12 protein-coding genes are annotated in these 13138 nt (G+C 70.5%); 6 read left to right on the top strand and 6 right to left on the bottom strand.

The window, feature by feature from the left end:
• The first annotated feature begins 71 nt into the window (after positions 1–71).
• The 4 genes from AB0B89_RS08590 to AB0B89_RS08575 all read left to right on the top strand — a co-directional run bounded on the left by AB0B89_RS08590 (position 72) and on the right by AB0B89_RS08575 (position 6203).
• Positions 72–3218 carry an AAA family ATPase gene (locus AB0B89_RS08590; protein WP_358550040.1) on the top strand — a complete coding sequence of 1049 codons (3147 nt, stop codon included), beginning with the start codon at positions 72–74 and terminating at the stop codon, positions 3216–3218.
• A gap of 470 nt (positions 3219–3688) precedes the next feature.
• Positions 3689–4309 (top strand): peptidase inhibitor family I36 protein, encoded by a 621-nt coding sequence (locus AB0B89_RS08585; RefSeq protein ID WP_358550038.1) that lies wholly within the window; start codon positions 3689–3691, stop codon positions 4307–4309.
• Between the two features lie 431 nt (positions 4310–4740).
• The gene (locus AB0B89_RS08580; RefSeq protein WP_358550036.1) at positions 4741–5469 is read left to right on the top strand and encodes an ABC transporter ATP-binding protein; all 729 of its coding nucleotides are present in this window, start codon (positions 4741–4743) and stop codon (positions 5467–5469) included.
• Positions 5466–6203, top strand: coding sequence for an ABC transporter permease (locus AB0B89_RS08575; RefSeq protein WP_358550034.1), 738 nt, complete (start codon positions 5466–5468; stop codon positions 6201–6203). Before AB0B89_RS08580 ends, AB0B89_RS08575 begins: the two co-directional genes overlap by 4 nt.
• Here the strand turns inward: AB0B89_RS08575 and AB0B89_RS08570 are convergent.
• Together AB0B89_RS08570 and AB0B89_RS08565 are read right to left on the bottom strand one after the other, a co-directional pair.
• The gene (locus AB0B89_RS08570; RefSeq protein WP_358550032.1) at positions 6183–6425 is read right to left on the bottom strand and encodes a hypothetical protein; all 243 of its coding nucleotides are present in this window, start codon (positions 6423–6425) and stop codon (positions 6183–6185) included. The two genes, AB0B89_RS08575 and AB0B89_RS08570, sit on opposite strands and share 21 nt — an antisense overlap.
• Before the next feature lie 64 nt (positions 6426–6489).
• Positions 6490–6918 (bottom strand): CBS domain-containing protein, encoded by a 429-nt coding sequence (locus tag AB0B89_RS08565; protein ID WP_358550030.1) that lies wholly within the window; start codon positions 6916–6918, stop codon positions 6490–6492.
• A 180-nt stretch (positions 6919–7098) separates the two neighbouring features.
• Between AB0B89_RS08565 and AB0B89_RS08560 the strand changes: the two genes are divergently transcribed.
• Positions 7099–8496 (top strand): aminopeptidase P family protein, encoded by a 1398-nt coding sequence (locus tag AB0B89_RS08560; protein ID WP_358550028.1) that lies wholly within the window; start codon positions 7099–7101, stop codon positions 8494–8496.
• A gap of 22 nt (positions 8497–8518) precedes the next feature.
• Here AB0B89_RS08560 and AB0B89_RS08555 read toward each other — a convergent pair whose 3' ends face one another.
• Entirely contained in the window at positions 8519–9541 is a 1023-nt protein-coding gene (locus AB0B89_RS08555) for a cation diffusion facilitator family transporter (RefSeq protein WP_358550026.1), read from the bottom strand.
• A 139-nt stretch (positions 9542–9680) separates the two neighbouring features.
• Between AB0B89_RS08555 and AB0B89_RS08550 the strand changes: the two genes are divergently transcribed.
• Positions 9681–10175, top strand: coding sequence for a MarR family transcriptional regulator (locus AB0B89_RS08550; protein WP_358550024.1), 495 nt, complete (start codon positions 9681–9683; stop codon positions 10173–10175).
• A gap of 44 nt (positions 10176–10219) precedes the next feature.
• On the opposite strand, the gene secF is transcribed toward AB0B89_RS08550, so the two are convergent.
• Genes secF through AB0B89_RS08535 form a run of 3 tightly spaced genes read right to left on the bottom strand, consistent with a single transcriptional unit; the run spans position 10220 to position 12976 of the window.
• Positions 10220–11938 (bottom strand): protein translocase subunit SecF, encoded by a 1719-nt coding sequence (gene secF, locus AB0B89_RS08545; RefSeq protein WP_358550083.1) that lies wholly within the window; start codon positions 11936–11938, stop codon positions 10220–10222.
• On the bottom strand, positions 11935–12462 hold the full coding sequence (locus AB0B89_RS08540) for a hypothetical protein (protein WP_358550022.1): 528 nt from the start codon (positions 12460–12462) through the stop codon (positions 11935–11937). Before AB0B89_RS08540 ends, secF begins: the two co-directional genes overlap by 4 nt.
• 37 nt (positions 12463–12499) lie before the next feature.
• On the bottom strand, positions 12500–12976 hold the full coding sequence (locus AB0B89_RS08535; protein ID WP_358550020.1) for a hypothetical protein: 477 nt from the start codon (positions 12974–12976) through the stop codon (positions 12500–12502).
• Between the last annotated feature and the right edge of the window lie 162 nt (positions 12977–13138).

Raw genomic sequence — 13138 nt, 5'->3', positions numbered from 1 at the left:
ATCTGTGCGCGGGTAGTGAACTGCGGCGGCTGTCGCCCTTCGGGCGCGGTGGCGTTCATGGAAAGGTCCTGATGACCGCTGTGGGGGCCGACGGCTCGACACCCGCACGTTTCGGCGGCCTGCTACGCCGGCTACGTCTGGAACGCGGGATATCCCTCACCGACCTGTCTGAGCTGGTGCACTACAGCAAGGGTTACCTGAGCAAGGTCGAGAACGACAGGAAGCCCCTGACGCCCGGTCTGGCACGGGAATGCGATCGCGAACTGCGGACCGGTGGCCTCCTGGCCAGGCTGACCGCCGAACGGCAACCCGGCGACGACTCCGTGTCATCGGCCGGGGAACCGGCCGAGCGGGCGTCCGCCCATCGGCACCGGTCCCCCGGCGGTCCTCCGGCGAACGACCCGTCCCTCCCCGAGCCCGGCTCTGTCGTGGCGAACGACCCGCCCTTCCCCGAGCCCGGCTCTGTCCTGGTGACCGGCCGGTCCGGGACCGTACGAGGGGATCGGACCACCGCGGGTTCGGAGATCGAACCCTTCCCGGCGATGGCATGCCTCGGGCGGGAAGCCGAATTGGAGACCCTGAGTACGCATGCGGCGGCGGCCGCCGCGGGGCACTTCCGGGTCGTGTGGGTCGGTGGTGAGGCCGGCGTGGGCAAGTCCACGATCGCTCGGGCGTTGGTGGAGACGGCGGAACGAAGCGGATGGCAGACGGCGTGGGGGCGCTGCCCGGAGGTCGACGGGGCTCCGCCGGGATGGGCGTGGATCGAAGTGATGCGCCGCCTTCGAGCCACCGGCCTGGCCCCCGAAGGCGGAGACGGCGTCGGTGATCACGGCGTCGAGGCGCGTCCCCCGGAAGAACGGCCGGTGCCAGACGGCACGGCACCCCCGGAAGAACGGCCGGTGCCAGACCGCACGGCGCCCCCCGAAGAACCGCCGGTGCCAGACCACACGGCGCGCCCGGAGGACGCCGTGGCCGCGGCACCGTTCCGGCTGGCGCGCGAACTGGTCCGGTGTCTTTCCCAGCGCGCCGAGCAGGAGCCATTACTGATCGTCCTTGATGATGTTCACCGTGCCGGCGGGGAGACCCTGCAGGTATTGCGCCATCTTTTCGCCGAGTTGCCCGAGCATCCGGTGCTGGTCGTGGCGACCTATCGGCCGGATGAGATCACCGCCGACCTGGTGGCCGCACGGGCGGCGATGGCCGGTACCCGTGCCGGCCGGCTGGATCTGGGTGGGCTCGCCGAGGCCGACACCGCCCGCTTGATCCACCGGCACAGCGGAACGATGCCGGCCCGGCGGACCGTTCAGCTGATCGCCTCACGCACCGGGGGAAACCCGCTGTTCGTCTGCGAGTTCGCCCGCCTGATCGCCGCCACGGGTACCGAGACGACCGCCCAATCGGTGCCCGACGGGGTCCGCGAGGTGCTCCGTTGCAGGTTGACGGCACTTCCGGCCCGCGTGCTGTCGGTGTTGCGCACCGCCGCCGTGATCGGCGTCGAGGCGGATGTCGACATGCTGCTGATGATTGAGGCGATCGGGGAGGACGCCGTCCTCGATGATCTGGAGACCGCCGTCCGTGCCGGACTCCTCACCGAACCGGCGCCCGGCACCGTGCGGTTCTCCCACGTGCTGGTCCGGGACGTCCTCTACGAGGACATCCCGCTGCTGCGCCGCAACCGCCTCCACGCCCGCGCCCTGGAAGCGTTCACCCGTTCCCGGCGGGCCGGTGCCGCTGTGCTGGCCCACCACGCGCTCGCCGCCGCCACCGTGTCCACGGCGCGGGCCGCGGCGCTCGCGGCAGCGGACGCCGCTCATGCCGCCTCCGCGCTGTCCGCTCACCAGGAGGCCGCCAGTCTGCTGGAGCGGGCGTTGCAGGTCCTTGATCTGTGTGGTCACGGCTCGCCGGAGAACTCCGGCGAGCCCAACGGGCAGGACGGCCTGCGGCTGGACCTGCTCTGCGCGCTGGTCTCCGCGCAGGGCCACGCGGGCAACGTGCTGGCGGCCCGCGCTTCCCGCCGCCGTGCGATCGAGGCGGCCCGACGGGCCGGCACACCCGAGGGACTACTCCGCGCCCATACCGCCTACGACGCTCCTGCGCTGTGGACGGTCCACGAGTACCAGCACATGGACACGACACTGGTCGAAGGCCTGGAAGCCCTGCTGGCCACGCTGCCCGCCCGACACGATCGCACCCGTTGCCGGCTGCTGGCGACCCTCGCCATCGAGGTCGACGCCAACGACCCCGACCGCACCGACCAGGCCAGCGTGGAGGCGCTCACGATCGCCCGGCGGCTCGGCGAACCCGCTCTGCTGTGCCTCGCCCTCAACGCGAGATACATCGCGACCACTCTCGACCCCGACGGACACGCGGAGATGGAACGCATCGGCCAAGACCAGATCGCCGTCGCGACGCAGGCGGGCCTGACCGGCTACCAGGCGCAGGGGCACCAGATCCTGTTCATGGTCGAACTCGGCCGCAACGATCTCGAACGGGCACAGTGGCACGTCGACCAGGCGGTCGAGCATGCCACCACCGGCCAACTCGGGCTCGCGCTCGGCGTACTCGCCATGTTCGACGCCCTCCGTGACCTGATCGCCGGGCGATTCGACCACGCCGAACGCAAATACGCTGAGATCGCCGCCCAACTGCGGGTCGTCGGCGATCCGAACGCGCACACCTTCGACCTGCTGGTGCGATTCTGCCTCGAACACGCCCGGGCCGACTCCGACTCCGGCTCCCAGGCGCGCATGGCCGCCCTCGCCGAGCAGTCCCGCCCCGTCTACGAGCGGCTGGGTGATGTGATCGCGGAGCCCTACACGCGGCTACTCCTGGCCGCGGGCCGATACGACCAGGCACGGGCCGTCTGGGCACCCGCCGCACCGGTCCCCCGGGACTTCTACTGGCTGCTCTGGACGGTCTTCCGGGCCGAGAACGCCATTCACTTCAACGATGACACCGTAGCGGCGACCTGCTACGAGCAGCTCATTCCCCATGCTGGGCGACTTCCTGAAATCGTGCACGGGCATATCACCCTCAATCCGGTCGACCACACCCTCGGCCAGCTCGCCACCGCCCTCGGCCGCCGCAAGGACGCGACCCGCCACTATGCCGAGGCCATAAACCTCGCCGAACGCATCGGTGCCCCGCACTGGGCGGCACGCAGCCGTCACGCTCTCACGCGCCTTCGCCTCGGGTCCGGAGCCGTCCGGCAGATCTGACGTTCCGCGGAGTCGTATGCGATCCCGCCACCCGGCCTGAGGGTGTCCCGAGCCATCCGAAGCACCAGCACATCGCTCCTGATATTTCGGTGTTTCCCTGTTTCCCTTCTGCGGAGGCAACAGGAAACCCATCGACCAACGCTCGAAGCAGGACGAAACTAAAGGCGCCGGCGCGGCGAGCCGGAACCGTACGGCCGGCTTCGCCAATTGTGAACAACCGAGGAATGGCCGTCACGGTTTTCACCGTTCCCTGAGGCGCCGTTCGCGACTCCGCCACTTGGAGGAAAGGAGAGGGGCCGTTCTCCTCGCTACTGGGGCGCGTGGTGGCGGCCCACACTTTAACCGGATCAGCGAACCCCGCCTTCCGGAGATCCACAGGAGAAGAATTCAGGCGAGATTTTCCAGCATTCGGCTTCTGAGGAAGCATCTGTCCGTGGAGTTTTGAGAAAGCATCTTTTCATGGAGGTAGCATGTCGAGATCCAGGATCATCGCCGGCCTGCTGGCGGGCTGCGTCGCCGCGGCGGTCACTCTGACGGGGTCGTCCGCACACGCGGCGACGAACTCGACCGGTGTCACCGGCCAAACGGAGTCGAGCAGGATCAGCACGGCGGACGACCCCTCCCTTCTGCACCGGCAGGCCCGCTCGGACGCGGAACTGCGCCAGCAGATGGCGCTTCAGTTGAAGATCGCCCCGGGAGGCGTGCAGACGAGCCGCAACGAGATCTCCTACGCCGACGGCACGTTCGTGGTGACCTACGCCCTTCCAGAGCGGGTCACGGTGGCCGCGGTCGCCGACTGTCCGTCCGGCTGGTTCTGCTTCTACGACGGGAAGGATTTCGGATACCCCCGGGGAAAGCTCTCTTCCTGTGGCTGGCAGGACCTCGCCAATTGGGGTTGGAACGACCGCACCACCTCGGTGCACAACAACATCAAATGGCAGCTGGGTTTCCGCGAACACGATGATTTGGGCAACCCCGCCTACGGTCACCAGTACGATTATCCCCTCTGGAGCTCAAGCCCGTTCTCGGCATGGAGCTACGTCGGAGACGCGAACAACAATCGGGCCGACCACGTAGAGCTGTTCTGCTGACAAGCGCCTTCTGGAGCGGGACGGGTCTGAAGGAGACGCCCCGACCACGAATACGGAGCCCACGACGGCCGCCCCGGCGAACCCCGCGGCTAGTCCTGTCCGCCAACTACTAGGCGACGCAGAGATCACGCCTGTGCTCCGTCGCGAATCGCTCCCGCCCCCGATCGGCCACCCGATCGGGGGCTTCCGCGATCGGGGGCTTCCGCGATCGGCGGCGGCTCCTGCGCGGCTCAGCCGGCCGGCGCACCGACCACGGCGGAGTCCGGACGAGCCGTACCGGGCGGTCCTCCCGTACGGAGGTCCCTCCCGCCCATGCGGGTAAGCCGCGTGATCGATCTGACAGACCAGGGCTCCCGTCTTGAATCCCCTGCCGATCTCGTCTAGCTTTTGATTTCATCAGCAGTTGAAATATCTGGCCAGGGAAGTCCGAGGTGCCTGTGGAGCCTGCGATCGAGGTCCGGGATCTCATCGTCGAACGTGGCAGGCGCCGCGTTCTGCACGGTCTGAGCTGCTCCATTCCGCGCGGTAGCGTCACCGGCCTGCTGGGTCCGAGCGGCAGCGGGAAGACCACCCTCATGCGCGCCATCGTCGGCGTCCAGGTCGTGAAGGCCGGCGCGGTGACGGTGCTCGGCGTCCCGGCCGGGTCCGCCCCGCTGCGTACCAAGATCGGCTATGTGACGCAGGCGCCGAGCGTCTACGCCGACCTGACGGTGAGAGAGAACGCCCGGTACTTCGCGTCGCTCTACAAGGGCGTCACAGCGGCCGACGCGGACGCCGCCGTCACCGACGTCGGGCTCGGGGATGCCGCCGGCCGGCTCGTCGGCGACCTGTCCGGAGGGCAGCGCGCCCGGGCGTCGCTGGCCTGTGCCCTGGTCGGCCGGCCCGAGGTCCTGATCCTCGACGAGCCGACGGTCGGGCAGGACCCGGTCCTGCGCGACGACCTGTGGCGGCGGTTCCGGGCGATGGCCGCCGAGGGCACCACCCTCCTCGTGTCGAGCCATGTGATGGACGAGGCCGGGCGGTGCGACCGGCTGCTCCTGATCCGCGACGGGGAGCTCATCGCGGACGACACGCCGGAAGCGGTACGGGCCGGGACGGGGACTCCCGATCTTGAGGCGGCGTTCCTCCACCTGATCCGAGCCAAGCAGGGGGCCTCGTGAACCTTCGCATCCTGGCCGGTACGGCCGGGCGGATCCTCCGCCAGCTACGCCACGACAAGCGCACCGTGGCACTCCTCGTCGTCGCGCCCAACCTGCTGCTGACGCTGCTCTACTACATGTTCGACGACGCGCCCGGCGTCTTCGACCACATCGGCCTGGTCATGCTGGGGGTCTTCCCCTTCACGATCATGTTCCTCGTCACCAGCATCGCGATGCTGCGCGAGCGCACCAGCGGCACGTTGGAGCGGCTGCTGACCACGCCGATGGGGAAGCTGGACCTCCTGTTCGCGTACGGGCTGGCGTTCGGTCTCGCCGCCGCCGTCCAGGCCTCGGTGACCTCGGCGGTCGCCTACTGGCTGCTGGACCTCGACGCCCCGGGCGGCGTGGGCCTGGTGGTCCTCATCGCGATCGCCAACGCGGTGCTCGGCGTCGCGCTCGGCCTGCTGTGCAGCGCGTTCTCCCGCACCGAGTTCCAGGCCGTCCAGTTCATGCCGGTGGTGGTGATCCCGCAGATCCTGCTCTGTGGCCTCTTCGTCGCCCGGGACCAGATGGCCGGCTGGTTGCGGGCGATCAGCGACGTGCTGCCGATGACGTACGCCGTGGAGGCACTTCAGGAGGTCGGCCTGCATGCCGAGGCCACCGGCACCCTGTGGCGCGATTTCGGCGTCATCGTCGGCTGCGTCATGGTGACCCTGACCCTCGCCGCGGCGACCCTACGGCGGCGCACCGCGTAGGCGCCGCGGTTCCGCCCCGTGAGGCCGCGCCGGGCGGTCCTCGCGGATCGTCGTCACGCCGGTGAGCGAGGCGAGCGCGCTGCTTCCCGAGCGCGATTCGAGCACCACCACGACACGGTCGTGGGGCAGCTCCTGGGCGAGCACCGCGCCGGGCAATTCGGCCAGCCGTACGCTGAACTCCTCCACGGGGACCGAGAGCCCGACGATGTAGGCGACCTTCACCCGCTCAGGCGTCGAGCGGGCAGGACGCGCCCCACCCACGTCATGGACGCAGGCAAGCCGCGGCTCATTTGTGCAGGTAGTCGACGAGTGCGGCCTTCTCGGTCTCCAGTTCCTCGATGGCGCTCTTGACCACGTCTCCGATGCTGACGATGCCGGCCAGCCGGCCCTCGCTGAGCACGGGGAGGTGCCGGATGCGGTGGTCGGTCATGGTCTTGCGGAGATCGTCGACGTCGGCGTCGAGCCCGCACGTACGTACGGAGGTGGTCATGATCGAGGACACCGGCGCGTCGAGCACGCCCTGACCCCGCAGGTGGAGCTGTCGCACCACGTCTCGCTCGGACACGATGCCGACGATCGTCATGCCGTCCTCCGACACCACGACCGCGCCGATGTTGTGGTCGGACAGAATCGCGAGCAGCTCTGTGACGGTCGCCTGCGGTGCCATGGTGGCCACCGTGGTTCCCTTACCTCGCAGGATCGCGCTGATGAGCATCGACACCACCTCGTCAAGCTGGAGAGGCCCGGCTAGGGTACCTGTGGCTTCCCCACCTGAGGTCCTCGTTAACCGCGTGTGGCGGTAAAGGACCCGCGTGATTCCCGGGGACTCCGGACCCGGCACGCCGGGCGCAATGAGTAATATGTCACGCACCACTTCTCTCCACCGGGACCTCCGATGACCGATCAGTTGAACACCGGCAGCCACGACCTGCCGGTCTCCGACGCCCTGGCCGCCTTCATGACCGAGGGCTGGGACGACACGAGCCGCCCCGGCCTCGCGCCGTTGCCCCTGGCCGCCTACACCGCCAAGCGCCGCGACGCGCTGGTGCGGCGGTTCCCCGGCGAGCGGCTGGTCATCCCCTCGGGAACGCTCAAGGTCCGCAGCAACGACGACGACTACCGCTTTCGCGCGCACAGCGCGTTCGCGTACCTCACCGGGGGCCAGGAGCCGGACGACGTGCTGGTCATCGCCCCCTCGGGCGCGGCGACGCTGTTCACGCGCCCCCGCTCCCCAAGGTCGGCCGGGGGCGCGGCCGGGCAGGAGTTCTACCGCGACCGCAGGTACGGCGAGTTCTGGGTCGGCGCCCGGCCCGCCCTGGACGAGGCCGAGGCGCTCTACCAGATCGAGTGCGCGCCGATCGACCGCCTTCCCGAGGCGCTCACCGGCGACTCGCGGGTGCTGCGCGACGTGGACGCCTCGGTGGACGCGCGGGTGGCGCCGCACGACGGCGACCGCGAGTTCGCCTCGTTCCTGTCGGAGATGCGGCTGATCAAGGACGAGTGGGAGATCGCCGAGCTTCAGCACGCGGTGGACGCGACGGGGCGCGGCTTCGAGGACGTCGTACGCGCGCTGCCGCCGGCCCTCGCGCACCCCCGGGGCGAGCGGTACGTTGAGGGCGTCTTCGGGCTGAGGGCGCGGCTGGAGGGGAACGCGACGGGGTACGGCACGATCGCCGCCTCCGGCGCGCACGCCTGCGTGCTGCACTGGATCCGCAACGACGGCCGCCTGAACCGCGACGAACTGCTGCTGCTCGACGCGGGCGTGGAGACCGACAACCTCTACACCGCGGACGTGACCAGGACCCTCCCGCTGTCCGGCCGCTTCAGCCCGATCCAGCGGCAGGTGTACGAGCTGGTGTACGAGGCGCAGACGGCCGCCATGGCGGTGGTGAGGCCGGGGGCCCGGTTCCGCGACTTCCACCGGGCGGCCATGGGAGTCATCGCCGAGGGCCTTCGCGAGTGGGGCGTGCTGAAGTCCGTCGACGACGACCTCCACCGCAGGTACACCCTGTGCAGCAGCGGCCACATGCTGGGCCTCGACGTGCACGACTGCGCCAGGGCGCGCGCGTCGGTCTACCTCGACGGCGTGCTGGAGGCGGGTCAGGTGCTGACCGTCGAGCCGGGCCTGTACCTCCAGCCGGACGACCTGACCCTCCCGCCCGAGTTCCGCGGCATCGGCGTGCGCATCGAGGACGACCTGGTCGTCACCGAGGACGGCGCCCGGCTCATGTCCGCGGGCCTTCCCCGCCACCCCGACGAGATCGAGACCTGGATGGGCATCCTGCTGAGCTGACGCCCCGGCGCCCGGCGGAGGTTCACGCGGGGCTCGCCGGACCCCCTTGCGTGCGACCCTGCGGCCCGGAGGTCTCCGGACGGCCGCCGGATCCCCTGGCCTTCCGGGCCGCGCGGCCGGGCGTGGGGTCCAGGAACACGTGGGTGATCTCGGGGAACCGCTCGGCGAGCCGGTGCTCGATCTGGTCGGCCGCCGCCTCCAGCCGGTCCCCCGAGCACTCGTCCACGAAGTCGATCTTCGCGGCCACCAGCACCTCGTTGGGCCCGAGCATCATGGTCAGCAGTTCCACGACGTCGCTGACCTCCTCCTGCGAGACGAGCTCCTTGAGGATCTCGCGCTGGAGTCCCTGCGGGGCCGCCTGGCCGATCAGCAGGGAGGCGTTGGCCCTGATCAGGTGCATGGCCACGCCGAGCAGCAGCAGGCCGATCACCACGGACGCCGCGCCGTCCCACACCGGCGAGCCGGTGAGCTGGAAGCCGAGGAGGCCGAGCGCGGCGACGACGATCCCGGCCAGGGCCGCCGAGTCCTCGAAGACCACCGCCTTGACCGCGGTGTCGGAGGTGTGCGCGACGTACCGCTGAGGGCTCACGCTCCACCGCCTGGCCGCGCCGCGCACCTGGTGCAAGGCCCTGAAGAACGAGATGCCCTCCAGCACGAAGGACACCGCGAGGACGACGTAGGAGACGCGGAGGTCTCCCAGTTCCTCCCCCTTCCAGATCGTCTGCACCCCATGGGTGATCGAGAACCCGGCTCCGATCACCAGCGTCGCGCCCGCCGCCATGAGCGCCCAGAAGAACCCCGCCTTGCCGTAGCCGAAGGGGTGCCGGCGGTCGGCGGGGTGCTCGCCCCGCCGTACCGCGATCAGCAGGAGGACCTCGGTCACCGTGTCGGCGGCGGAGTGCGCCGCCTCCGAGAGCATCGCGGAGGAACCACTGATGAGCCCGGCCACCAGCTTCGCCACCGCGATCGCGAGGTTGACCCCGGCCGCCACCAGTACGGTGAGGAAACTCTCACTGCCCTCGTCCGGCTCCGCCTTGTCGCTCATCTCGCCCGTCTTCCCCTGTCCCGCGCTTCCTATCGGCAGTGGACGGGAAAGTTTGATCCCCGGACAGATCGCAGCTGTCACCGCATTCGGTCGGGGGACATGCGCCTGGTTCGCGCTTGAGGGAGATAGATTCACCTCCATGAGCACGGCGGAATCCGATGACCTCGACCCCAACTGGCTGAGCGGCGGAGAGCAACGAGCCTGGCGTGCCCACCTCTCCGCGCACAAGCTCCTCGAACACCGGCTCGACCGCGAGCTGCAGGAGTTCGGGCTGTCGGTGAACGACTACGAGATCCTGGTCAACCTCTCCGAGAACTCCCGCCACCGGATGCGCATGAGCGACCTGGCCGAGGCGACGATCCAGTCCAGAAGCCGCCTGTCCCACCAGATCGCTCGCATGGAGGCCGCCTCCCTGGTCCGCCGCGAGAGCTGCCCCGATGATCGGAGAGGCACGTTCGCGGTGCTGACCGAGCACGGGTGGGACACCATCCAGCGGGTCGCGCCCATGCACGTCGCCAACGTCCGCTACCACTTCATCGACCGCCTGGCCCCCGAGCTGATCGAGGCCCTGGAGGCCGCCTACGCCCCCGTCGTCTCCCACCTGCTCAGGCTCCGCGCCGAAGAACGCGCCTAGCCGGGGGCTCCGACGGGGGGGGGGGGTGAACGGACCTTCCCGGCTCAGACCACGGCGCCCGACCCTTCCCGGCGCCGGGGCGCGCGCCGATCGGCGGGCCGGGGAGGCGGTCGCCGGCTGAACCTCTCCAGTTCGACCGCGCCGGGCCCGGCCACGAACGCCGAGGACAGCGTGCCGGCCACGATGCCGATGAGCAGCGCGATCGCGAAGTCCCTCAGCGAGTCGCCTCCGAACACCGCCAGCGCCGTGAGGATGAACAGCGCCCCGATGCCCGTGTTCACCGTGCGCGGCACGGTCTGCAGGATCGCGTCGTTCACCACCTCGGCGAACCGTGCCGTACGCCGCCCCGCCCACAGCTCCCGTACCCGGTCGAAGACGACGACCTTGTCGTTCACCGAGTACCCGATGACGGTGAGCATCGCGGCCAGGAAGACGCCGTCGACCGGCTTGCCCAGCCAGGCGAACGCGCCGAGGACCACGGCCCCGTCCACGACGAGCGCCAGCACGGCCGCCGCCCCGAACGTCCACCTGAACCTGATCGCCAGGTACAGCAACTGGGCCGCCAGCGCCACGCCGAGGGCGATGAGCGCGTCTCGGCGCAGTTCCGCGCCGAGGCTCGGGCCGATCAGCTCGTCACGCCGCTTGGTCACCTCGCCCGCCTTCGCCTCGATCGCGCTCTCGATGCGGGCCACGTCCTCGGCGCTGATCTGCCCGGTACGTACGGAGATCGCGTCGCCGGACGTCTGCACGACCGCCGAGCCGAAGCCCGCGTCCCGCACCACCTGTCTGGCCACGTCCGGGCTGACCTGCCCGGACGTGGCGTACTCCACGATCCGCCCGCCGGTGAACTCGACGCCGAAGTTCAGGCCACGGGTGAACAGCCCGGCGGACGCAGCCACGAGCACCACGCCCGCGATGGCCAGCCAGACCCGCCCTCCGGCCATCAGGTCCGGCTTGCGGGCGGCGAGCCAGGCCCTGACGCGCCCCGTCGAGCCGAGGCCGGAGATCCGGGGGCCGATCCTGCCGATGACCACCTGGGTCAGGGCCCGCGTGATCAGCATCGCCGAGACCAGCGAGGCGAGCACGCCGATGGCCAGTGTCACGCCGAAGCCCTTGACCGGTCCCGAGGCCAGCCAGATCAGCAGGCCGGCGGCCAGCAGAGTGGTGATGTTGGAGTCCGCGATCGCGCTCCAGGCGTTCTTGAAACCTCGGTCCAGGGCGTACCTGAGGCCGCGCCCTGGGGCCTGGCCGTACTCCTCCCTGGCGCGCTCGAACACCAGCACGTTGGCGTCCACGGCCATGCCGATCGCCAGGACGAACCCCGCCAGGCCGGGCAGGGTCAGCGTGGCGCCGAGCGCGACCAGCGCGGCGTACGAGATGAGGCCGTAGGCGCCCAGCGCGATCGCGGCGAGCAGGCCCACCAGCCGGTAGACCACGACGACGAACAGCGCGGTGAGTGCCACGCCGACGATCGCGGCCTTGGCGCTGGCCTCGATCGCCTCCGCGCCGAGCGTCGGGCCGACCGTGCGCTGCTCGACGAGGTCGAGCGGTACGGGCAGCGCGCCGCCCTTGATCAGTACGGCCAGGTCTCGCGCCTCCTCAGGCGTGAAGGAGCCGGAGATCTGCGTGGAACCGCCTGGAATACCCGTTCGGCACGGCACGGACGGGTCCACCTGGGGCGAGGAGATGATCTCGTCGTCCAGCACGATCGCCACCCTGCGCCGGGGGTCGCCGGCCGGCTCGCAGGCCGCCGCCCCGGTCAGCCGCTGCCACGCACCCGCCTCGCGGAACTCGACGGTGACGAACCAGCCCAGCCCTGCTGGGGGTCGCTGCGCGCGACGGCGTCCGTCACGCCCTCACCGCTGACGGCGGGCGGACCGAGGCGGAGCCGCTCACCTGATTTGTCCGCCTTGGCACCGGGATCGCCGGCCTCGGCCACGCCGAGCACCGGATGGAACATGAGCTGTGCGGTCCTGCCGATGACCTCGGCGGCCTTGCGCGGATCGAGCACGCCGGGCAGCTCGGCGATGATCCGCTTCTCTCCGGACCGTACGAGGGTGGGGTCGACGACGCCGAGCGCGTCCGCCCGGCGCCGGAGCACATCGAGGGCACGGTCGGCGGCGGCGGCGTCCGCCTTGACCGTCGGGGAGTCCTTCGTCTCGAAGACGAGCTGAGTACCGCCGCGAAGGTCCAGGCCGAGGCGCGGGGCCATGGTCAGGACCGGCAGCAGGGAGATCGCGATGACGGCGAGCGCCATCACCGCACGCCACCTGGGCGCACGTGACATGGGAAGCCTCCACAGGCTTGTCGAGATGGGGGATGCGTCAGAGCGCTGTGGAGGGTGGCGCCCGCGCCGGGCGAACCGTGTGACCCGGCTGTACGGGCGCTTGGTCGCGGTCCGCCGCGACCGCCGCGACCGAGCGCGTGCCGTGGTGCCGCGAAGCGGCGGGGACGGCGGCGAGCCCACCGTGCGGAGCCTGCCCCCCGGCCCCCGACCGGAAATCGGCCCCGGTCCCGGCGGGCAGGACCTGCCGCACCTCGGGGCCCTGCGGAACCGGCGAAGTCGCGGCAGCCTCAGCACCCCCGGAAACGGCGGCCTCGGGGTGCGCGGGAGTGGCGAACTGGGGGTGGGTGAGAGCGGCGACCGGCGAATGCGCGGGCTCGGTGAGCTGGAGGTGGGCGAGGGCGGTGCCTGGGTGGTGCCGCGCGGGAGCGGCGAGAGCGGCGGCTGGAGTCCCGCCGGCGACCAGGAAGATCGAGAACAGCAGCAGGAGCAACGCGACGGGCGATCTTCTCCGCACGGCCCCTCCTCTCCCGATTGGGGTTCACCGTACCCGGTACGTCCAGAAACCGCGGCCCACCCGGTATGCCCAGGAACCGCGGCCCTCCCGGTACGTCCAGGAACCGCAGCCCACCCGGTATGCCCAGAAACTGCGGCCCACCCGGTACGTCCGGAGAACCCG

Source organism: Sphaerisporangium sp. NPDC049002, from assembly GCF_040649355.1.
GTDB lineage: Bacteria > Actinomycetota > Actinomycetes > Streptosporangiales > Streptosporangiaceae > Sphaerisporangium.
The sequence above is the reverse complement of the archived record's forward strand: the minus strand, read 5'-3'. Positions and strand labels throughout refer to the sequence as shown.

Bases quoted from the DNA above. Each gene is read 5' to 3' on its own strand.
- AB0B89_RS08590 (WP_358550040.1), top strand. From the start codon at position 72: ATGACCGCTGTGGGGGCCGACGGCTCGACACCCGCACGTTTCGGCGGC.
- AB0B89_RS08585 (WP_358550038.1), top strand. From the start codon at position 3,689: ATGTCGAGATCCAGGATCATCGCCGGCCTGCTGGCGGGCTGCGTCGCC.
- AB0B89_RS08565 (WP_358550030.1), bottom strand. From the start codon at position 6,918: ATGCTCATCAGCGCGATCCTGCGAGGTAAGGGAACCACGGTGGCCACC.
- AB0B89_RS08560 (WP_358550028.1), top strand. From the start codon at position 7,099: ATGACCGATCAGTTGAACACCGGCAGCCACGACCTGCCGGTCTCCGAC.
- AB0B89_RS08555 (WP_358550026.1), bottom strand. From the start codon at position 9,541: ATGAGCGACAAGGCGGAGCCGGACGAGGGCAGTGAGAGTTTCCTCACC.
- AB0B89_RS08550 (WP_358550024.1), top strand. From the start codon at position 9,681: ATGAGCACGGCGGAATCCGATGACCTCGACCCCAACTGGCTGAGCGGC.
- AB0B89_RS08540 (WP_358550022.1), bottom strand. From the start codon at position 12,462: ATGTCACGTGCGCCCAGGTGGCGTGCGGTGATGGCGCTCGCCGTCATC.